The 18,816-nt window shown below is 68.1% G+C and carries 21 protein-coding genes and 2 pseudogenes; 12 read left to right on the top strand and 11 right to left on the bottom strand.

Going from position 1 to position 18,816, the window contains the following annotated elements:
- Positions 1–21: 21 nt before the first annotated feature.
- Positions 22–897 carry a LysR family transcriptional regulator ArgP gene (locus FND50_RS00340; protein ID WP_144284370.1) on the bottom strand — a complete coding sequence of 292 codons (876 nt, stop codon included), beginning with the start codon at positions 895–897 and terminating at the stop codon, positions 22–24.
- Between the two features lie 73 nt (positions 898–970).
- Between FND50_RS00340 and FND50_RS00345 the strand changes: the two genes are divergently transcribed.
- The 5 genes from FND50_RS00345 to FND50_RS00365 all read left to right on the top strand — a co-directional run bounded on the left by FND50_RS00345 (position 971) and on the right by FND50_RS00365 (position 3,854).
- Complete coding sequence (locus FND50_RS00345) at positions 971–1,591, top strand: LysE/ArgO family amino acid transporter (protein ID WP_186301212.1); 621 nt, start codon at positions 971–973, stop codon at positions 1,589–1,591.
- 58 nt (positions 1,592–1,649) lie between these two features.
- A complete protein-coding gene (locus FND50_RS00350; protein WP_064080315.1) occupies positions 1,650–2,231 on the top strand; it encodes a hypothetical protein in 582 nt (193 codons plus the stop codon).
- Positions 2,231–2,635, top strand: coding sequence for a TIGR03668 family PPOX class F420-dependent oxidoreductase (locus FND50_RS00355; protein ID WP_005262382.1), 405 nt, complete (start codon positions 2,231–2,233; stop codon positions 2,633–2,635). Before FND50_RS00350 ends, FND50_RS00355 begins: the two co-directional genes overlap by 1 nt.
- Before the next feature lie 55 nt (positions 2,636–2,690).
- Entirely contained in the window at positions 2,691–3,359 is a 669-nt protein-coding gene (locus tag FND50_RS00360; RefSeq protein WP_144284372.1) for an SDR family oxidoreductase, read from the top strand.
- Between the two features lie 153 nt (positions 3,360–3,512).
- Entirely contained in the window at positions 3,513–3,854 is a 342-nt protein-coding gene (locus FND50_RS00365) for a hypothetical protein (protein ID WP_005249180.1), read from the top strand.
- Between the two features lie 3 nt (positions 3,855–3,857).
- On the opposite strand, the gene FND50_RS00370 is transcribed toward FND50_RS00365, so the two are convergent.
- Positions 3,858–4,508, bottom strand: coding sequence for a maleylpyruvate isomerase family mycothiol-dependent enzyme (locus FND50_RS00370; RefSeq protein WP_144284373.1), 651 nt, complete (start codon positions 4,506–4,508; stop codon positions 3,858–3,860).
- 251 nt (positions 4,509–4,759) lie between these two features.
- Here FND50_RS00370 and FND50_RS00375 point away from each other — a divergent pair.
- The 3 genes and pseudogenes from FND50_RS00375 to FND50_RS00385 all read left to right on the top strand — a co-directional run.
- Positions 4,760–5,338: pseudogene (locus FND50_RS00375) on the top strand (TIGR04222 domain-containing membrane protein); the annotation flags it as partial.
- Positions 5,339–5,546: 208 nt separating this feature from the next.
- Positions 5,547–6,374 (top strand): annotated as a pseudogene (locus FND50_RS00380) (DUF692 domain-containing protein).
- Positions 6,371–6,700, top strand: coding sequence for a hypothetical protein (locus FND50_RS00385; RefSeq protein WP_260850858.1), 330 nt, complete (start codon positions 6,371–6,373; stop codon positions 6,698–6,700). The pseudogene FND50_RS00380 and the gene FND50_RS00385 overlap by 4 nt, the downstream one beginning before the upstream one ends.
- Here FND50_RS00385 and FND50_RS00390 read toward each other — a convergent pair.
- Positions 6,618–7,643, bottom strand: coding sequence for an alpha/beta fold hydrolase (locus FND50_RS00390; protein WP_144284375.1), 1,026 nt, complete (start codon positions 7,641–7,643; stop codon positions 6,618–6,620). The two genes, FND50_RS00385 and FND50_RS00390, sit on opposite strands and share 83 nt — an antisense overlap.
- 121 nt (positions 7,644–7,764) lie before the next feature.
- Between FND50_RS00390 and FND50_RS00395 the strand changes: the two genes are divergently transcribed.
- Positions 7,765–8,520 (top strand): GntR family transcriptional regulator, encoded by a 756-nt coding sequence (locus FND50_RS00395; protein WP_144284376.1) that lies wholly within the window; start codon positions 7,765–7,767, stop codon positions 8,518–8,520.
- Between the two features lie 13 nt (positions 8,521–8,533).
- On the opposite strand, the gene FND50_RS00400 is transcribed toward FND50_RS00395, so the two are convergent.
- Together FND50_RS00400 and FND50_RS00405 are read right to left on the bottom strand one after the other, a co-directional pair.
- Positions 8,534–9,235, bottom strand: coding sequence for a phosphonatase-like hydrolase (locus FND50_RS00400; RefSeq protein WP_144284377.1), 702 nt, complete (start codon positions 9,233–9,235; stop codon positions 8,534–8,536).
- 41 nt (positions 9,236–9,276) lie between these two features.
- The gene (locus FND50_RS00405; protein ID WP_144284378.1) at positions 9,277–10,422 is read right to left on the bottom strand and encodes a TIGR03364 family FAD-dependent oxidoreductase; all 1,146 of its coding nucleotides are present in this window, start codon (positions 10,420–10,422) and stop codon (positions 9,277–9,279) included.
- Positions 10,423–10,608: 186 nt separating this feature from the next.
- Here FND50_RS00405 and FND50_RS00410 point away from each other — a divergent pair, with 186 nt between their 5' ends.
- Positions 10,609–11,418, top strand: a complete 810-nt coding sequence (locus tag FND50_RS00410) for a CPBP family intramembrane glutamic endopeptidase (RefSeq protein ID WP_144284379.1) — start codon at positions 10,609–10,611, stop codon at positions 11,416–11,418.
- Between the two features lie 15 nt (positions 11,419–11,433).
- Here the strand turns inward: FND50_RS00410 and FND50_RS00415 are convergent, their stop codons facing one another.
- Together FND50_RS00415 and FND50_RS00420 are read right to left on the bottom strand one after the other, a co-directional pair.
- The gene (locus tag FND50_RS00415) at positions 11,434–12,522 is read right to left on the bottom strand and encodes a DUF6777 domain-containing protein (protein WP_144284380.1); all 1,089 of its coding nucleotides are present in this window, start codon (positions 12,520–12,522) and stop codon (positions 11,434–11,436) included.
- Positions 12,523–12,592: 70 nt separating this feature from the next.
- The gene (locus FND50_RS00420; RefSeq protein WP_144284381.1) at positions 12,593–12,967 is read right to left on the bottom strand and encodes a nuclear transport factor 2 family protein; all 375 of its coding nucleotides are present in this window, start codon (positions 12,965–12,967) and stop codon (positions 12,593–12,595) included.
- Positions 12,968–13,230: 263 nt separating this feature from the next.
- Between FND50_RS00420 and FND50_RS00425 the strand changes: the two genes are divergently transcribed.
- Positions 13,231–13,617 carry a hypothetical protein gene (locus tag FND50_RS00425; RefSeq protein WP_260850859.1) on the top strand — a complete coding sequence of 129 codons (387 nt, stop codon included), beginning with the start codon at positions 13,231–13,233 and terminating at the stop codon, positions 13,615–13,617.
- A 190-nt stretch (positions 13,618–13,807) separates the two neighbouring features.
- Here FND50_RS00425 and FND50_RS00430 read toward each other — a convergent pair whose 3' ends face one another.
- The 4 genes from FND50_RS00430 to leuS all read right to left on the bottom strand — a co-directional run bounded on the left by FND50_RS00430 (position 13,808) and on the right by leuS (position 18,285).
- A complete protein-coding gene (locus FND50_RS00430) occupies positions 13,808–14,266 on the bottom strand; it encodes a DUF5994 family protein (RefSeq protein ID WP_144284382.1) in 459 nt (152 codons plus the stop codon).
- Complete coding sequence (locus tag FND50_RS00435) at positions 14,263–14,781, bottom strand: DUF5994 family protein (RefSeq protein WP_222105602.1); 519 nt, start codon at positions 14,779–14,781, stop codon at positions 14,263–14,265. The genes FND50_RS00430 and FND50_RS00435 overlap by 4 nt, the downstream gene beginning before the upstream one ends.
- A gap of 124 nt (positions 14,782–14,905) precedes the next feature.
- Positions 14,906–15,355, bottom strand: coding sequence for a DUF5990 family protein (locus FND50_RS00440; protein WP_186301213.1), 450 nt, complete (start codon positions 15,353–15,355; stop codon positions 14,906–14,908).
- A gap of 65 nt (positions 15,356–15,420) precedes the next feature.
- Positions 15,421–18,285, bottom strand: a complete 2,865-nt coding sequence (gene leuS / locus FND50_RS00445; protein WP_144284383.1) for a leucine--tRNA ligase — start codon at positions 18,283–18,285, stop codon at positions 15,421–15,423.
- 115 nt (positions 18,286–18,400) lie between these two features.
- Here leuS and FND50_RS00450 point away from each other — a divergent pair, with 115 nt between their 5' ends.
- Entirely contained in the window at positions 18,401–18,802 is a 402-nt protein-coding gene (locus FND50_RS00450) for an SdpI family protein (RefSeq protein WP_005249154.1), read from the top strand.
- Positions 18,803–18,816 lie beyond the last annotated feature (14 nt).

Genomic DNA, 18,816 nt, shown 5'->3' on the forward strand with positions numbered 1-18,816 from the left:
AGTGTTGCGCCCACCCGGACGTCACCGCAACGCTTCGCGCGCCCCGTCCCGGACCGCGGTGGTGAGCGCCGCGAGGATCGGCGAATCCAGTTTCCACCGCTGCCAGTACAGCGGGACGTCGATCGGGCGGGACGGGTCGAGTTCGACGAGCCCGTGGTCGTCGCCGGTGTGTAATTCCGGCAGCAGTCCCCAGCCCAGTCCGTGACGGACGGCGTCGGAGAACGCCGAAGACCCGGGAACGAAATGTCGCGGCGGCTGCAGTCGGCGCCGTGTGAATCCGCGCAGGAACCGGGCCTGCAGTTCGTCCTTGCGGTCGAAGTCGAGCATCGGTGCCACCGCGAGGGCATCCGGTGTCGGGCCGTCGGGGAGCCAGCGTTCGGCGTAGTCGCGGCTGCAGAGCGCCCGGTACCGCATCGACCCCAGCTTCTCCACGGTGCAGCCCTGTACCGCCTCCGGGACGGACGTCACCGCGGCCATCACCGTGCCCTCCTTCAGCAGGGTGGTCGAGTGGAATTCGTCTTCCCGATGCAGGTCGAACAGTGCCCGATGCTCCGGCGCCAGGCGGGCGAGGGCCGGAATCATCCACGTGGACAGCGAATCCGCGTTGACGACCAGCGACAGCGTGCTCGTCGTCGCCTCGTCGGGATTGAGGGATGACATGGCCTCGCGCTCGAGGTGGGCCATCCGGCGGGCGAGCGTGAGCACGACGTGACCGGACTCGGTGGCCCGGACCGGCTTGGCCCGCTGCACCAGGACGCGTCCCACCTGCTGCTCGAGTGCCTTGATCCGCTGGCTCACGGCGGACGGCGTGATGTGCAGTACCCGGGCCGCGGCGTCGAAGGTGCCTTCGTCGATCACGGCGGCGAACGTGCGGAGCGAAGCCAGGGCGAGGTCCATAATGAAGCGATGCTAATGGCAATGAAGGATAATTAGCTGGATTGATGGCCTCGGGCTTCGTAGCGTGGTTCTCATGGATCTCACCCCTGCCTTGCTCACGGCGGCGGCCGGCTTCGGTACCGGCCTGTCGCTGATCGTCGCGATCGGCGCGCAGAACGCGTTCGTCCTGCGACAGGGGATCGCGCGCAAGCACGTCCTGCCGGTGGTCGTGCTGTGCGCGGTATCGGACGCCGTGCTCATTGCCGTCGGGATCAGCGGGATCGGCGCCGTTCTCGCGCACGCTCCGGCCGCCATCACCGTGATCCGGTGGGCGGGTGCGGCATTCCTCGTCTCCTACGCGGTGCTCGCCGCTCGCCGCGCCCTGCGCCCCGGAACGCTCGATGCCACGCAGGAAATCGGATCGGCTACCCTCGCGACGTCGATCCTCACCTGCCTGGCACTCACGTGGCTCAACCCGCACGTGTACCTCGACACGGTGCTGATGCTCGGCTCGGTGGCCAACAACCAGGGCGATTCGGGCCGGTGGCTGTTCGGCCTCGGTGCCGCCACCTCGAGCGTCGTCTGGTTCCTCGCGCTCGGGTACGGTGCCCAGTTCCTGCACCGCGTGTTCGCCCGACCCGGCGCGTGGCGCGTGCTCGACGCCGGGATCGCCGCATTGATGCTCACCCTCGGCATCACCCTCGTCGCCAGCTAGACACCACCTAGTCAACATTTGGTTGACAACGCGACTCGTGTCAACCAATACTTGACACATGCCGGATGCCGCGCTCACCCAACTGCTGTCGGACGCGATCGCCAAGGCGGACCCCGAGATCGACCCGGGGCTGGACCACGACCCCGCCGCCTACCTGGCGCTCGTCCGGCTCACCTCGCAGGCACGGGAGTCGGTCGACGAACTGCTGGTCTCCGCGATCGCCGCCGCGCGCTCCGCCGGGCACAGCTGGGACACGGTCGGCGCCGCACTCGGCATGTCGCGGCAGGCGGCGCAACAACGCTTCGGCAAGCGGATCGGCGACGCCCCCGACACCGACCCGGACGGCCGGACCCGCCGGCTCACCCCGCTCACCGCGTTCAACGAGATGCGCATCCTCAACCACGCCGGCTCGTACGGCTGGCACTCCGTCGGGTTCGGCACCCTGTTCCACACCGTCCGCAAGTCCGAGGAGCAGTGGGAGCACACCCGCGTGTCGGCGCCGGCGAGCCGTCAGAAACTCGAGGCCGACGGCTGGCAGAAGGTCGGGACGCTGTGGTTCCCGTGGGCATACTTCAAGCGCCCGTTGGGCATTCCCGCACTCCCGGAACCGGTGAGCGGCGACTACCTGATGGAACCGTGATGGACGCCGTCGCGCGATTCGCGGCCGCCCGCATCGCGCGGCTCGCCACGGTCGGGGCGGACGGGGTGCCGCACCTCGTCCCGCTCGTCTTCGCGCTCGACTCCGACACGATCTATTCCTGCGTCGACCACAAGCCGAAGCGCAGCAAGGCATTACGGCGCCTGACGAACATCGCGGCCAACCCCGCCGTCACCCTGCTCGTGGACCACTACGACGAGAACTGGGACCACCTGTGGTGGGTGCGGGTAGACGGTCGGGCCGAAGTCCTCACCGCCGACTCCCCGGAGGGCGGCGCCGCGATCGACGTCCTCGCCGCGAAGTACCCGCAGTACGTCGACCGCCGCCCGGACGGACCGGTGATCGCGATCCACGACCTGGCGTGGCACCACTGGTCCGCCCTGTGAGTACTTGTTAACCGCCCGCGGTTGACAAGTACTCACGGGCGCTAGCCTCGACAGCATGCCCACAGCCCTGATCACCGGCGCGAGCCGCGGCCTCGGAGCCGCCATCGCCCGCGAACTCGCACCGACCCACGACCTCCTGCTCGGCGCCCGGTCGCCGGAGTCGCTGACCGGCATCCTCGACGAACTGCCGGGCGCCACGCCCTGGCCGGTCGAGCTGACCGATTACGACGCGCTGGCGGCTGCGTGCGCCCCGATCGAAAGGCTCGACGTGCTCGTCCACAACGCCGGCGTCGCCGATCTCGCGACCGTGGGGGAGTCGACCGTCGAACAGTGGCGGCACACGCTCGAGGCGAACGTCATCGCGGTGGCCGAACTGACCCGACTGCTGCTGCCCGCCCTCCGCGCCGCGGGTGGGCACGTCGTCCTGATCAACTCGGGCGCCGGGCTCCGTGCGAACGCCGGCTGGGCGTCGTATGCGGCGAGCAAATTCGCCCTGCGGGCGTTCGGTGACGCACTGCGGCTCGAGGAACCGTTACTGCGCGTCACGTCAATTCACCCCGGGCGGATCGACACCGATATGCAGCGCGCCATCGTAGCCGGCGAGGGCGACGAATACCGGCCGGAGAAGTATCTGCAGCCGTCGACGGTCGCAAAAGCCGTGCGCAACGCAGTGGAGACACCTGGTGACGCGCACCCCACAGAAGTCGTGCTGAGGGTGCGCTGACAGCGAAGAAACCTGCGTGAGATAGATCACAGATTGATCTCACAGAAAGGCTTTAAGCTGCTCACAATTAGTCGCCCTACAGTTCTTCTCATCAGCAGAGGCCGCAAACGTGAGTCAGGATGAACGAGCTGACTCCCAGGAGGTATCCCCACGATGAACACCGACCAGCGTATGCACAGCGACACCGTCGTCGCCGTCGACGGCGACGTCTTCGCGACGATGTTCACTCTCGATCTCGGTGACGGCGAGGTCGATCGCGAAGCAGTCGAGCGGATTTACGCCGGCGACTTCGACGAGTGGATCGAGGCGGCAGCGCGGTCGGGTCTCTTCACGCCCCAGGCGGTCGCAAGCCTGGTTCAGACGTGGCAGGACAACCCGAAGACCTTGTTCGACGCTCTGCTCGTCGATGCCGACGAGATGACCCACAAGCGCTACGCGATCATCTGGGACGCGCTCGACGACGCCGACACGTTCGAGAACGTCGAGTACGCCTGACAATCAGAACGGCCACGCGGGCACGGGCGGCAGCCCCTCCCGCGTGGGGCGCCCGATAACCCACGCCAGCAGTTCGGTGCGCGGAAGTTCCGGCACCCCGACGTCCGGATACCGGGCCGCCAGCGCGGGCAGCTCCGATTCCAGCGTGTGCTCCACGAAGGTCCCCGGCCAGTCGGCCGCCGAGTAGTCGAGCCCCAGGTCGACGTGGTGGATCTCGAGCTCGCGCCACCGCAGCACCGGCACCTGCCGCGCAGGCACCCGCTGACGCCAGTTCACCGGCGTCTCGTACAGATCCTCGGTGATCCGGAGTAGCGACTCGATCACCCGCCGTCCCGCGAAGCGGAAGTCGGCCACCAGCAGTTCGGCCGGACGTCCGGCCCCCTCCTCGATCGCCGCGGCCCGCGCGTCCGGACCTCCCGGGTACATCTCGGGTGCGGCCTCGCCGGTGATCACTCCGACGGCGAACCGGTTGAGCGCGTCCGCGTTCCTCGCGAGGTGTGTGACGACGTGCCCCCGGCTCCACCCCGGCAGCAGCGACGGCCCCCGCGCCTGCTCATCGGTCAACCCCTCCAGCGTCGCCTCCACCGTCCGGTGCGATTCGGCAACCGCATCGAGCAGTTCGGCATACGACAGTGCGGCACGCGGCGATGTCATGCAGACGATGCTAGGCGATGCCGCCCACAGCCCACCCCACGACGAATCCCCAGGATCCCGATAGCGGAACGGTGACGATAGGTACCCGGCGGGTGCAGAGCGGCCATTCGTACCGATACTGAGATCGACTGTCGGACAACGTGGTTGAAAGGTGGTGTGTGATGTACAACGAATCCGCTACATGGGGGATACCGAGCGAGACCTTTCTGGTGATCTACGTCACCGCCGCTGTGCTCGCGGTCGGGCTGGCGATGTTCCTCCGCTCCCACGGCACCACGCCCGCCCCGACCCCCGGTGTTCGTCTCGATCCGGTGCAGGCCGGGATGCTGACCAGCGACGATCGGGCCATCGCCGCCTCGCTGACGCTGCTGCGGGGAGCTGACGTCATCTCCACCGACGGGACGATCCTGCGGGGGTGGGGAGTCGCGGACAACGGCCTCGGATCGTTCACGCGGGCCGTCTACGACGAACTCGCCTCCGGCCGCAGCGCCCTCGGCAACGTTCGGCTCCCGGGCCGGTTGCAGGCCCCGCTCGACCAGCTGCGGGCCACCCTGATCGCGCAGGGGCTGCTCACCGGACCCGAACAGAAGGCCTGGAATCGCCGCGCGACCCTCCCGATCCTCGTCGTCGTGGCCATCGGCATCGCACGCCTCGTCGCCGGGTTCGCCTGCGGCAAGCCGATCGGCTTCCTGCTGGTCGCGGTGGTTCTGCTCTCGGCCTCGCGGGAGCTCGTTCGCCGGACCGGCCGCAGGACGCCCCAGGGCACTGCGGAACTGCAGCGCCTGCGCCGCACACATTCGTACCTGGCGCCGCGGATGCGCCCGTCGCTCACCGCGTATGGACCGACGCCGATCGCGCTGTCGACGGCACTGTTCGGGATGGGAACCGTCGGCCTGTTCTCCCCCGGTTTCGCGAGCGCGGCCGGTATCTCCGACAGCGGCAGCAGTGACGGTGGCAGCAGCGGCGGCGACAGCTCTTGCGGCGGCGGTGGAGGCTGCGGCGGCGGTGAGGGTGCGGCGGCGGTGGGGGGTGCGGGGGATGACCGCCCTGATCGAGCCCGGCGTCGGCATCGGCTGGCGGCCGGAGATCTGCGGGATCATCGACCGGCTCGACGGGCTGCGGTTCTGCGAGGTGATCGCCGAATCGCTGCCCGTCCGCCGGCGCGGAGTCGGCGTTCCGGACGAACTGCGATCGCTGGGGGTTCCCGTCGTCCCGCACGGCATCTCGCTGTCGCTGGGTGGCCCGGGCGGCGTCGAGCAGCACCGGATCGACCATCTCGCTCGGTGCGCCGCTCGTCAGCGAGCACGTCGCGTTCGTGCGGGCGGGCGGTCTCGACGCCGGGCACCTGCTGCCGGTGCCGCGCTCGACGGAAGCCCTGAACGTGCTGGTGCGCAACGTCCGGCGCACGCAGGAGTGCCTGCCGGTGCCGCTGGCCGTGGAGAACATCGCGGCCCTGTTCGACTGGCCGGACGACGAATACTCCGAGGGTGAGTTCCTGGCCTAACTCGTCGAACGCACCGGCGTCTACCTGCTGCTGGACATCGCCAACGTTTACGCGAACGCCCGCAACCGCGGCCGCCACGCCGGTGAGGAACTCCGGCGGCTTCCCCTCGAACGCGTGGCGTACTGCCACGTCGCCGGGGGATCCGAACGAGGCGGCACGTATCACGACACCCACACCGACCAGGTGCCCGGCGAGGTGCTGGATCTGGTCCGGCAGTGGGCATCCGGGGCCCTCCCGCGATGATGTTCGAGCGCGACGGGAACTACCCGCCCGCCCGGGAGTTGTTCGCCGAGTTGGATGCGATCGCGGATGCGGCCGGGTTCGGCCGGGTCACCGGCGGCGCTGTGTGGAGTCCGCCGTGACCGGGCTGGCGGGGCGGCAGGCGGCATTGGTCCGGGCTCTCGTCGCAGAGGGAGAGCCGCCGGAGGGATTCGACCGCGACGCGATCGACACCGCATCGAAGGCCCTGCTCCGCAAGCGGTCCGGGGAAGTGGGCGCTCACCTTCCCCACGTCCGCGCAGCCCTCGGCGACCGATTCTTCGCGCTGTTCGCCGACTGGGCCGAGGGCAGGCCGAAGGGGAGCACTCACGCGGACGCGGAGGCGTTCATCGCGCACCTCGAGTCGATCGGTCACCTGCCCGAGCCGAGTCGCCGTCGTCGTCGCCTGTTCGGCCCGCGACGAACGTGAGCAGCAGCTCGTTCACCTCTTCCGGTCTTTCCTGCTGGACGAAGTGCCCGGCGCCCTCGACGAGATGGAGTCCGCGCAAGTCGGGGACGGTGTCGCGCATCCGGTCGAGGGCCTGCGCACCACTCATCGTGAGGACGGGATCGTGCGCACCGGCCACGAACAGCGTCGGCACCTCGATGTCGGCTCCGGCGAGATTCCTGGAGCGTTCCCAATTGGCGTCGTACGCCCGGTACCAGTTCAGTCCGCCGGTGAATCCCGTCCGGGTGAAGACCTCCACATAATGGTCGAACTCGTCCTCCGTCAGCCACGACCACGGCAGGGGTGGGGCTTCGGGCAACACGTCCAGGTAGCCGTTGCCGTCCGAGGGGTGCTGCCAGATGTCCAGATAGCGGTAGGCGCCCGACAACGCGTAGAACAGCCGGTGCAGGAATCCGCGGGGATCGGCGTCGAGTTCGCGGTCGGCGACACCCGGTTCCTGGAAGTAGTGGATGTGCAGGAAGTGCTTGCGCGCCATCGACGCATAGAGCTCCGACGGTCGCAGCGGGAACCGGTCGGGCGCGTAGGGGACGGCCAGTAGCACCAGCCCGGACACGCGTGCGCGGTGACGCAGTGCGACGGTCCATGCGACCGGCGCGCCGAAGTCGTGGCCGACGAACACGGCACGCTCGTGACCGAGACTGTCGAGCAGACCGATCAGCGCGTCCGACACCCGCTCGTTCGTGTAGTCGTCGATGTCGCGGGGCACGTCGGTGCCGCCGTAGCCGGGCATGTCCGGGGCTATCGCGCGGTACCCGGACGCCGCGAGGGCCCGCATCTGATGTCGGTAACTGTAGCCGAGGCCCGGGAATCCGTGGCACAGGACGACGGGTGGGCCGTCACCCAGTTCGGTAATCTGCCAACGGAATCCGTCGACCGTGACGATCCGCTCCGTCGACGACGCCATTCTCCGAATCCCTCCACCGGCTGGAACGTGTTCTCGCAATGTAGCGTAGCGACGACGCCATTAGAATGCACCTGACTCGCAGTGGCGATCGTCGACCGACCGGGAAGTGGAGTGATGCGCAATGGTGGAGGCACGCTCCCGCCATGAGTTCGTCGCACTCCAGCTCCGGCAGCGCATCATGCAGCGGCAGTACGCGGTGGGTGAGTCGCTGCCCAGCGAGAGCATGCTGTGCGCGGAGTTCGAGGTGTCCCGCGGTCCCGTGCGCCAAGCGCTGGCGACATTGAAGAACGAGGGGCTGATCCTGCTGTCCCAGGGGAAGCCGGCCGTGGTGCGAAGCCACGACATCACGCAGACCCTGGACACGTTCACACCGTTCTCCCAATGGGCGCGTCGCACCGGCCGCGCCGCGGGGAGCCGCACGCTCGAGATCTCACGTCGCCGCGTGTCCGAACCTGCCGCCGGCGCATTGGGATTGACCACGGACGACTTCGTCGTCGAGGTGCTCCGCGTCCGGCTGCTGGACGGCGAACCGGCGATGATCGAGCGGAGCACGTTCACCGAGCGCGTCGGCTCCCTGCTGTTCGAGTTCGACATCGACACCGGATCGATCACCGACTACCTCACCTCGCGCGGCGTCCGCTTCGAATCGATGGAGCACGTGCTCGACGCCGTCGCCGCGACCGGGGTCGACGCCGAGAATCTCGGGATCGACCCCGGCAGCCCGTTGCTTCGGGAACGTCGGACGTCGCGGGATCAGAACGGCGACACGTTCGAGTACGCGGACGATCGGTACCGTCCCGACCTCGTCGCCTTCAGCATCGTGAACGCCCGCACCATCGACCCCCGCCTTCCGTCGGACGACGGCAACGGAAGTTAGCCGGCCGCCGGCATCAGGCGTTGCGCAGTTCGGCGAGCAGACCGGGCAGGTCCGCGACACTGTCGAGCACGTGGGTGGCCCCGGCCTCGGCCAGCTGGGTGGCGTCGTGGGCGCCGGTGAGCACGCCCACGGAGGCGAGTGCTCCGGCGCGGAGGCCGGTGGTGACGTCGGACGTGGTGTCGCCGAGCACCACCATGGACTGCACGGACGGGGCGCCGGTGCGCATCAACGCGGTCAGCGCCAGGTCCGGGAAGGGGCGTCCGCGGACGCCGTCTCCGGGGCACAACACGGCGTCGGCGACGTCCTCCCAGCCGAGCGCGCGGATGATCGACATCTGCGTTTCGCGCGCGAACCCGGTGGTGAGCGCCGTCTTGATGCCCTGCTCACGCAGCGAACCGAAGAGTTCCTCGGCGCCGGGGACGGCGCTGCACCGGCCGTCGTCGACGAGTTGCGAGTAGCAGCGTTCGAATTCCTTGTTCGCGGCCTGCGCCTGCTCCTCGTTTCCGCCGCTGAGATGGCGGAAGACGACGATCTTGGACTGGCCCATGGTGTCGGAGACATAGTCGAGCATCCGCCGGCGATCCTCCTCCGTCTTCGACAGTCCGGCATGAGCGTCCGCGGCGAGGAAGGACTGCTGGACCAGCCCGCTGTCCTCCACAGTGGTGCCTGCCATGTCGAAGACGACGAGGCTGATGTCCCGGTGATGTGTTCCCATTGTCGGGTTCCTCTCGGAGTTCGGTGAGTGTGGTTGTGCTGCTAGGCCATTACCGGCAGGGTTTCGCGGCCGAGAACGTGGTCGACGCGGTCCTTCGCCAGGCCCATGCCGGTGGTCATGCCGATCCCGGTGGTCACGGTGACGATGTGCACGCCGTCGATCGGCTCCTCGATCAGGAATTCCGAATCGGGGGCCGAGCTGTACACGCCCTGCCAGCGTTCGGTGACCGTGACGTCCGAGACGCCGAAGAGGGCGGCGGCTTCACGGATCAGCACCTCGAACCCCTTCTCCGACTGGAACGGCTCGGCCGAGATCTCGCGGATGTGGGTGTCGCCCAGCAGGATCGATCCATCGGGCTGTGGTGTGTACATCTGGTGGAGGCCGAGGTCGACGTAGTCGGGGCACTCGTCGCGGAGCCGTGCCGCGAGCGCCGCGGTCGCGGGAAGATTCTCGAAACCGCTGTACCGCACGAGCGACCAGCCCGTGAACAGTGGCGCGGGCAACGGTGCGGACAGCGACATCCGTGCGCGCATCATGTGGAGCCGGCACCGCAGAAGCCCGCCGCGCTCGGCCGGCTCCGGGAACAGGCGGTCGATGTCGTAATTGACGGTGACGAACACCGTCCCCGCGCGCAGATCGCCCCGCGAGGTGTGAAGGATTCCGGTCTCGAAACCGGTTGCGGCGGTTCGCCAGAAGAAGTCGACACCCGACGCTTCGAGCCACTGCGCGATGGCGGGGGCCGCTTCCCGCGGGTTCACCTGAAGGTCGTCGGCCATGTACATGCCCCCGACGACGCGGTCGCCGACGATGGGTACCGCGCCGAGGATCCGGTCGCGGGACAGCAGTTCCACTTCGGCCGGTCCGCGTACGTCCGCGAACTCGGTCATGACGGCCAGCTCGTCGTCATGCCTTGCCACGCAGTATGTTCCGGATTCGGAGGACCAGAACCCGGCCTTGCGTGCAAGGTCGAGCCAGTGCTCCCGGCCCGCTCGGGCGTAGTCGCGGGCGACGCCCGACTGGGCGGTGATGCAGGCGTGGCCGAAGTTCTGGACGGACGCGCCCGCCACTCGGTCGGCATGATCGATCACCGCCACGGACAGGCCTCGATTGCGCGCGTGATACGCATGCGCGAGGCCGACGATTCCGGCACCGACGACCACCACGTCGTGGCGACGTTGATTTGTCATGAATCCCACTGTGACCCCACCCCCTCAACATGTCAATACAAGTTCTTGAAATTCACCACAGGTAAATATAAGTTTCCTTTCGTTAACCGCCCGTTGAGCCGCCCGGCGGGCGCGTCAGGTGGTCGCGGTCGGAGGTTGCTGCGACGATTGCCTCCTGAGTCCACCCACCTGCAGAGGGGCCGATCGATGAGTGGTGTTTCCGGTCCGAGTGCCGTTCCCGTCCACGAACCGGCGTCGTCGAACGACCGCTTCGGTCCCCTGATCGAGCGCCGTGACGACGCCGACTTCCCCTTCTACAACGGGACGCCGACCGCGCTGTCGGTGCGGCAGTGGATGCTGGTGTGGGCGTCCGTCGCCGTCGGCTTCGCCCCCCTGATCCTCATCCCTCAGCCGAACAACTTCGTGGCGCTGATTCCGCGAATCCTGTTCGTCGCCATCCCGCTCGGAGTGCTGGCGCGGGTGACGCGCGAGCACTGGAAAGCGCTGTTTCGCAGAGTGAGCGGCCGCGACGTCCTCACGATGATCGGTTTCGCGCTGCTCAACCTGGCCGTCTCGGCCGGGCTGGCGTTGATCGTGCAATCCCTGTTCGGGGTGGTGTCCAACAAGGCCGTCGACGGTGCGGGCGAGGGTGGTGCGCTCGACACCGCCGCGTTCTACGTCGGAACCGGTATCCAATTGGTCGGCGAAGAAGTGTTCACCATGATCCCGTTTCTCGCGGTCATGTACTTCCTGTTCGCCAAGGCGAAGCTGTCCCGTAAGACGGCGATCGTCGTGGCCTGGCTGCTCAGTGCCGTGTGGTTCGGCGCTGCCCACCTGCAAACCTACGACTGGAACTTCGCTCAGGCATTCATAGTGATCGGCGGGGCCCGACTGGTTCTCACGCTCGCCTACATCCGCACCAAGAACCTGTGGGTCTCGACGGGCGCGCACATCATCAACGACTGGACGCTGTTCACCCAGGCGATTGTCCTCAACGCAGCCCTTTTCGCCCTCTAGCCGAGAGCCCGACCGTCAGTTGGGAATGGGGATGACGATGGGTGGCAGACCCGGTATCTGCACCTGAATCTGCTGCGGCGGTGCGGGCGCCGGCGCGGGGGGAGGCGGGTAATTCACCGGCGGTTCGGGTGCGGGCGGCGGGGGAGGTGGCGGGGGCGGGGGCGGAGCCGGAGCGGGCGGAGGCGCAGGTTCCGGGGAGGGAGCCGGCGCGGGACGGGGAGCGGCTTGCTGCACCACCGCAGGCGGCGAATCCGCCACCGGCGCCTGGGCTTCCACGGGTGCGACCGGATTCGGGCGCTCCGCCGGCTGCTGCGGGCCGGAACCGATCGGCACCGACGACAGTCCACCGGTCATCAGATCCACCACGGTCACTTCGGTCATCGCCAGGTTGGAGGGCTGCACGACGTACAACCTGTCCTGCTGGAAACCCGGCCACGGATCACCCTGCACGTCCGCGTTCTCGTTCACCACCGGGGACAGCAGTGGGCTTCCGCGCACACATCGGACGCGGGGAACGCCGTGGTCGTCGATCAGCACGATGGTCCCCGCCTCGAGGACGGACTGGAACGCGCTCGCATGCCCGTCGTCGAAGCCGTGATTGGTGACACGGGTGTCCGCACGGAGCAGCACCGGTGTCAGGGTGCGGACGTAATTCCGCACGTCGTCGACCTGGAACACACTCGACCAGGCCTGCAGCCTCGCCGGATCCTGCTCGAGGTCGTCGACGAGACGCTGCCGGTCGCAGAGCACTCGGTCGGGGCTTCCGCCGTAGAGGCCGGCACGGTCGCCGATCACCCGGATCCCGGCAGGGCGGGGCTCGCTCGGCAGGTCGGTGCCCGGCGGACCGAACGGAACCGTCGTCGGCGTCTGCGGCGGAAGCAGCACTTCCGTCCACGGAAGCTGCCCGTTGTCGGTGGCCCGGTCCAGGTCGACCGGATCGGGGTTGGACCCGGAACCCGAGGAACACGCCACGAGCACCGTGACGGTCAGGGCCCCGGCGACCGCCAGCCAGCTACGCGGTGCGCGCCCGGGGCGCGTACCGGCTCGAACGACTCGTCTGCGTCGGGCACGCCGTGAGGCCTGCCCGGCGACGTCGGTGGCCACCCCGCCATGGTAAGCACAGTCGCTGATCAGCCGGGCCGTATTGCGGTGTGGTTGCCGGCCCGGCAATCGGTCAGCTGGTGATCATGTCCTCCTGCGACCAGAACGCCCGCATCGACGTGATCTTGCCGTCGTCGTCGAAGGTCATGACGTCGATCGGCGCGATTTCGAGCTTCTGCTCACCCAGGTCGGTGACGAGGGAGAAGTGGAACGCCGCCGAGTTGCCGGCGATCTTCAGGGTCAGGAGCTCGCCGGTCTGCTTCAGCGGTTCGATCACCCCGTAGAACTCTCGCAGCGACTCCACCGTGGTCCTGGGCTCGGTGCCCGCCGGATCCTCCACGGTGGCGCCCTCGGCATACAGCGCGACGACATCGTCGACGGTCCCGGTGGCCACCGCCTCGATGTACCTCTCGACGGTCTTGCGGATGTCTTCTGCAGACGGTGCCATGATGCGAACTCCTCAGTCGGATAGAACGTGTTCTAGTGGTGAGAGTAACGCAGCACCGGCGCAGTGGGGAGCCCCTTCTCCCAGGCAGCGGGACATGTGCGCACAGGGGAACGATTCGTCAGGTTCGGGGCGCAGAGGCCTCCTCCAACTTCTCCAGCCGGGGAGGAGATGACGCGTACGCGCAGAAGGCGGAGACGATGAACCAGAGAGGCTGCTCACCGGATACTCCAGCGACGTCCTGACGGCGGCCCGCGATCGGCTACGTGTGCTTCGTCTGCGGCCCACTGTTCGGAATCCAGCTTCTGTGTTTCTTTGCGGCAGTGCGGGTTACCGGTGCCCAGATCGGAGTCGTGATCGTCCACATCTACCCGGTGTTCGTGACGGCGCTCGTCTGGGTGCTCACCCGGAACAGGATCCACCGAGGTCAGCTGGTGCCGGCCCTCGCGATGTCCGGCGGCATCGCGCTCGTCGCAGGCGCGGGCAGCTCCACCGTCGCCCTGAACGGAGCGATACTCGCCCTCCTCAGCGCGGCCGGGTACGCCCTGTATCTGGTGGTCGGGGAACGATGGGTACACCAGGTCAGCCAGCCCCGCCGGCGGACTGGCGTCACTCGGCGCCGGAATCGCCACCGGCATGATCGCCGTCGTTGACGGACAGCCGTGGACGTTCGCACCCAGAAAATGGGGGTCCATCCTGTTCCAGGCGCTCCTGCTGATGCCCCCCGGGATCGGCTGCTCCTTCATCGCGGTGCGCGCGATCGGTTCCGCCTCGGTCAGGCTCCTTCCGACTGCTCGAACCGGTGGTCGGGTTGCTGGCCGCACAGAAGCCGATAGCGGTTACCTACTGGTCGGTGGCGAGACCTACAGCCCGCCGCATCGCCTCGAAAGCGTTGTCGGCGTCGGTACTGGGCCCGACGATCAAGATGTCGAGCCGACGTCCGTCGGTACCGAAGACGTACATGATGTCGGGCGGCTGGTCCGGATCCGGGCCGGACACCTCGATTCCGTCCTGCCGGTCGATGCCGCGTTGCGAGATGCTCAACGAGTTCCAGTCGAAGGTGACGCGTTCGGTCGTTCCCACGCGATCCGTCAGTGCGCTGATCAGGTCGTGCAATTCGGTGGTCAGGTTGGTGGTTCGGGGCCACCACGCCCCGTCGACACCCTCCGAGACCTCGCCGCGAGCGCGCAGCAGCAGTCTCGGGGTCCGGGTGGGTGCGTCGAAAGGCTGCCCACCCCCGGCCGTCGGCCGAGAGAGTCCCAGCCCACGACCGGACTGCGTGATGTTGTCGTCGTGCGTCATCGTTCACGTCCCTTCGCGCTCGAGGTGCGGTCGAAGCCGTCCCTGATGCCCTTGATGCCCGACATCAGCAGCTCGTCGGCGGTCAGGGCACTGTTGGGGTTGGCCGCCGTGTGCATCGTCGAGTCGGCGTAGCGGGCATCGGCCTCGGGGGGCACCACCAGAAGCGTCAGCCTCGTCCGCTTCACACCGCTCACGTACAGGGTGTTGAGCGGCTGGTACTCGTAGCCGTCGAGATGCACCGATCGCCCCGCCACCATGAACCGGCGCGGAGCAGGAAGCCAGGCCTTGATGTCGTACACGATCCGATCGACGACACCCACTCGAATCGCCACCAGCGCAACCAGATCCGGAATCTCGACGGCGAGGTCGCGGGACCGGGGCCACCAGGCGCCGTCCACGGTGCCCGCACTGGGCGCTTCGGGCTTCAACCGCAGACGCGGCGACTGCGCCGGACCGCCACGAGTATGGGCACCGTGAAGACGACCCGGAAAGTTGCGATCCTGTTGTAGCGTCATGACGACGCTCCCGCCTCGGCCGCGAGGCAGCCGATATCTCTGTCGGCGGCGACGCGATCTTGGGCGTTCGCATGCGAAGTGCCTCCGATACCCTCACCCTACGCGCAGGGGATACGGCGATCGGCTACGCCGACCACTCGATCAACGGCGGACGGACCGCAGCGCACAGCGGATTTCCCCGGGCGTCGGTGAGTCCGAGCCGCGCCGTGATGCGACCGGCTGCCGACGCGGCCTCCGCAGTCGCCGGATCCACCGCGTCCCACATCAACTTCGCCCGGCGGAACATGTCGAATCCGCCGTCGGCGTCGACCGTTCCCCACGACAGGTAGACGAACCGCGCGCCCGGCCGGCCCTGCAGGTACGGTCCGGCGATGTCGAGACCCGTCGGCGTCGGGGTCGCCGTGCAGTCGAGAACCCAGCGCGCGGTGGTCGCGTCTCCCGGATGCAGACCGAGCAGGCCGGCGTGGGCCCCGCGGCGTTGCACCGCCACGTGGATGTTGTCGTAGCCGGGGAAATTGACTCCCGGCGGGCACGACGATCCGGGAAGGCCGGTTGCCTCGATCACGAGTTGCACCTATGTATCAAACCACCTGTGAGTACTTGTCAACCGCCCGTGGTTAACAAGTACTCACGGGCGCGTCAGCGCACTATGTTGACCATCTTGCCGGGGACGACGATCACCTTGCGGGGATCCTGGCCGTCGAGGAGCGCCACGATCTTGTCGTCGGCCAGCGCGATCTTCTCGATCTCCTCGCGCGGGGCGTCGGCGGCGACGGTCACGCGGCTGCGGACCTTGCCGTTGACCTGGATCGGGTACTCGACGGTGTCTTCCACCAGCCACTTCTCCTCGGCCACCGGGAAGGGGCCGTGGGCCAGGGACTTCTCGTGCCCGAGCCGCGACCACAGTTCCTCCGCGAGGTGCGGGGCCAGCGGTGCCAGCATCAGCACCAGCGGCTCCACCACCGAGCGGGGGGCACCGCCGGGGTACGCCTTGGTGAGGTGGTTGGTGTACTCGATCAGCTTGGCCGCCGCCGTGTTGTCCCGCAGGGCCGTGTAGTCCTCGCTGACACCGGCGATCGCCTTGTTCAGCGCGCGCAGCGTGTCCTCCGTCGGGGCGTCGTCGGTGACGCGCAGTGCACCGGACTCCTCGTCGACCACCACACGCCAGGCGCGCTGCAGGAAGCGCTGCGCACCCACGACGTCCTTGGTCGCCCACGGACGGGACGTGTCCAGCGGGCCCATCGACATCTCGTACACGCGGAGCGTGTCGGCGCCGTACTCCTCGCAGATCTCGTCCGGCGACACGGAATTCTTGAGGCTCTTGCCCATCTTCCCGTACTCGCGGTTGACCTCGACGCCCTGGTGGAAGAACTTGCCGTCCTTCTCCTCCACCTCGTCGGCGGGCACGTACACGCCGCGCGCGTCGGTGTACGCGTACGCCTGGATGTAGCCCTGGTTGTACAGCCGGCGGTACGGCTCGCTCGAGCTGACATAGCCTAGGTCGAACAGCACCTTGTGCCAGAACCGGGAGTACAGCAGGTGCAGCACCGCGTGCTCGACACCGCCGACGTACAGGTCGACGCCGCCGGGATCGTTCGGTCCGTGGATCTCCGGCCGCGGACCCGTCCAGTACCGTTCGTTCTCCTTGTCGCAGAACACGTCCGGGTTGGTGGGGTCGATGTACCGCAGCTGGTACCACGAGCTGCCCGCCCACTGCGGCATCACGTTGGTGTCGCGGCGGTACGTCTGCAGTCCGTCACCGAGGTCGAGTTCGACGTCGACCCAGTCGACGGCCTTGGCCAGCGGGGGAGAGGGCTCCGAGGACGCGTCGTCGGGATCGAACGACACGGGTGCGTAGTCCTCGACCTCCGGGAGCTCCACCGGCAGAGACGATTCCGGCAGGGCGTGCGCGTTGCCCTCGGCGTCGTACACGATCGGGAACGGCTCGCCCCAGTACCGCTGACGCGCGAACAGCCAGTCGCGCAGCTTGTACTGGATGGTGCCCTTGCCGGTGCCGTCCGCTTCCAGGCGGTCGGTGATCGCCTTCTTGGCGTCGGCGACGCTCATCCCGTTCAGGAAATCGGAGTTCACGATGGTGCCGTCGCCGGTGTACGCGTCCTTGGTGAGGTCGCCGCCGGAGATCACCTCGACGATGTCGAGGCCGAACTCGGTCGCGAACTCGTAGTCGCGGTGGTCGTGACCCGGGACGGCCATGATGGCGCCCGTGCCGTAGCCGGTGAGGACGTAGTCGGCGATGAACACCGGCAGGTTGTGCCCGTTCACCGGGTTCACGGCGTAGGTGCCGAGGAAGACACCCGTCTTCTCCTTGTACTCCTGACGCTCGAGATCCGACTTCGACGCGATCGACTTCCGGTACGCCGCAACCGCTTCAGCGGGAGTCGCGGCACCACCGGTCCAGCGCGAATCGACACCCTCGGGCCACTCGGCCGCGACGATGTCGTCCACCAGTTCGTGCTCCGGGGCCAGCGTCACGTACGTCGCGCCGAACAGCGTGTCCGGACGCGTCGTGAACACCTCGACGTCGTGGACCGTGGATTCACCCTCGCTCCGCTCGACCGCCACGGCGAACTTCACCTGCGCACCGTGTGAGCGCCCGATCCAGTTGCGCTGCATGGTCTTGACCTTCTCGGGCCAGTCCAGGTACTCCAGGTCGTCCACCAGACGGTCCGAGTACGCGGTGATGCGCATCATCCACTGCTGCAGGTGCTTACGGAACACGGGGAAGTTGCCGCGGTCGCTGCGACCGTCCGCGGTGACCTCTTCGTTCGCCAGCACCGTGCCCAGACCGGGACACCAGTTGACCATCGAATCGGAGTGGTAGACGAGGCGGTAGGAGTCGAGGACCGCCTCCTTCTCGGACACGGACAGCGACGCCCAGTCCCGTCCGTCCTCCAGCGACCGCGCACCCGACACGAACTCGGCCTCGAGCTCCGAGATGCGCCGGGCCTTGCCCGCCTCCTTGTCGAACCACGCGTCGTGGATCTGCAGGAAGATCCACTGCGTCCAGTGGTAGAAGTCGGTGTCGGTGGTCGCGAACGTGCGGCGTTCGTCGTGGCCGAGCCCGAGGCGGCGCAGCTGCCGCTTCATGTTGCCGATGTTGGCCTCGGTGGTGGTCCGCGGGTGCGTGCCCGTCTGCACCGCGTACTGCTCGGCAGGCAGACCGAACGCGTCGTAGCCGAGGGTGTGCAGCACGTTGTGGCCCTGCATGCGGTGATAGCGGGCGAACACGTCGGTGGCGATGTAGCCGAGCGGGTGGCCCACGTGCAGACCCGTCCCCGACGGGTACGGGAACATGTCCTGCACGAACAACTTGTCCGCGGGAACGTCGCCGGCGAGGGGACCGACCGGGTTGGGCGCGTTGAACGTGCCCTCGTCGCTCCACCGGTCCTGCCAGCGCTGCTCGATCTGGCCGGCGAGTTCCGCGGTGTAGCGGTGCTGCGGGGTCGCGTCGGACGGGTTGGCGGGCTGCACGTGCTCGGTCACTGTGGTCGCTATCTACTTGGCTGACATTCTGAATTAGGGGGATACCGTCAACCAGGGTAGAGCCTCACCCCACCCGGGCTCACCTGCGCGTCCGGGTCCGCCGTATCCTGGTCACGTGTTGATTGCCTCCGTCGTGCTGTTCGTGCTCGCCGTCGCTGTCTCCGGTGTCGCCGTTGCAGGCCTCGCCGAGCGCCTCCCGCGCAACCGGTGGGCGGGTGTCCGCACCCCCGAGACGATGCGCGACGATCAGACGTTCGCGCTGGCCAACAAGGTCGCAGGGCCCACCCTGCTTGCCGCTGCCGGGCTCCTCGTCATCGGCGGAATCGCCGGAATCCTGATCGGCGGAGTCTTCGGAATCGGCGCCGTCCTCGTCAGCGTCGTGGCCGCCGCTCTCACCGCGGCGACGGGCGGATCGCTCGGTGCCCGGGCCGCCGCGGCGGTGCCCGCCGCCGACACCGGCGGGTGCGGCAGTTCCTGCGGCGCGTGCTCGCTGAAGGGCGCCTGCCAGCCGTCCTGACCGGCTGGCGACGG

Origin of the sequence: Rhodococcus sp. WB9 (assembly GCF_007558985.1) — a bacterium.
GTDB lineage: Bacteria > Actinomycetota > Actinomycetes > Mycobacteriales > Mycobacteriaceae > Rhodococcus_F > Rhodococcus_F opacus.

Bases quoted from the DNA above. Each gene is read 5' to 3' on its own strand.
- FND50_RS00340 (WP_144284370.1), bottom strand. From the start codon at position 897: ATGGACCTCGCCCTGGCTTCGCTCCGCACGTTCGCCGCCGTGATCGAC.
- FND50_RS00345 (WP_186301212.1), top strand. From the start codon at position 971: ATGGATCTCACCCCTGCCTTGCTCACGGCGGCGGCCGGCTTCGGTACC.
- FND50_RS00350 (WP_064080315.1), top strand. From the start codon at position 1,650: ATGCCGGATGCCGCGCTCACCCAACTGCTGTCGGACGCGATCGCCAAG.
- FND50_RS00355 (WP_005262382.1), top strand. From the start codon at position 2,231: ATGGACGCCGTCGCGCGATTCGCGGCCGCCCGCATCGCGCGGCTCGCC.
- FND50_RS00360 (WP_144284372.1), top strand. From the start codon at position 2,691: ATGCCCACAGCCCTGATCACCGGCGCGAGCCGCGGCCTCGGAGCCGCC.
- FND50_RS00365 (WP_005249180.1), top strand. From the start codon at position 3,513: ATGAACACCGACCAGCGTATGCACAGCGACACCGTCGTCGCCGTCGAC.
- FND50_RS00370 (WP_144284373.1), bottom strand. From the start codon at position 4,508: ATGACATCGCCGCGTGCCGCACTGTCGTATGCCGAACTGCTCGATGCG.
- FND50_RS00390 (WP_144284375.1), bottom strand. From the start codon at position 7,643: ATGGCGTCGTCGACGGAGCGGATCGTCACGGTCGACGGATTCCGTTGG.
- FND50_RS00395 (WP_144284376.1), top strand. From the start codon at position 7,765: ATGGTGGAGGCACGCTCCCGCCATGAGTTCGTCGCACTCCAGCTCCGG.
- FND50_RS00400 (WP_144284377.1), bottom strand. From the start codon at position 9,235: ATGGGAACACATCACCGGGACATCAGCCTCGTCGTCTTCGACATGGCA.
- FND50_RS00405 (WP_144284378.1), bottom strand. From the start codon at position 10,422: ATGACAAATCAACGTCGCCACGACGTGGTGGTCGTCGGTGCCGGAATC.
- FND50_RS00410 (WP_144284379.1), top strand. From the start codon at position 10,609: ATGAGTGGTGTTTCCGGTCCGAGTGCCGTTCCCGTCCACGAACCGGCG.
- FND50_RS00420 (WP_144284381.1), bottom strand. From the start codon at position 12,967: ATGGCACCGTCTGCAGAAGACATCCGCAAGACCGTCGAGAGGTACATC.
- FND50_RS00430 (WP_144284382.1), bottom strand. From the start codon at position 14,266: ATGACGCACGACGACAACATCACGCAGTCCGGTCGTGGGCTGGGACTC.
- FND50_RS00435 (WP_222105602.1), bottom strand. From the start codon at position 14,781: ATGACGCTACAACAGGATCGCAACTTTCCGGGTCGTCTTCACGGTGCC.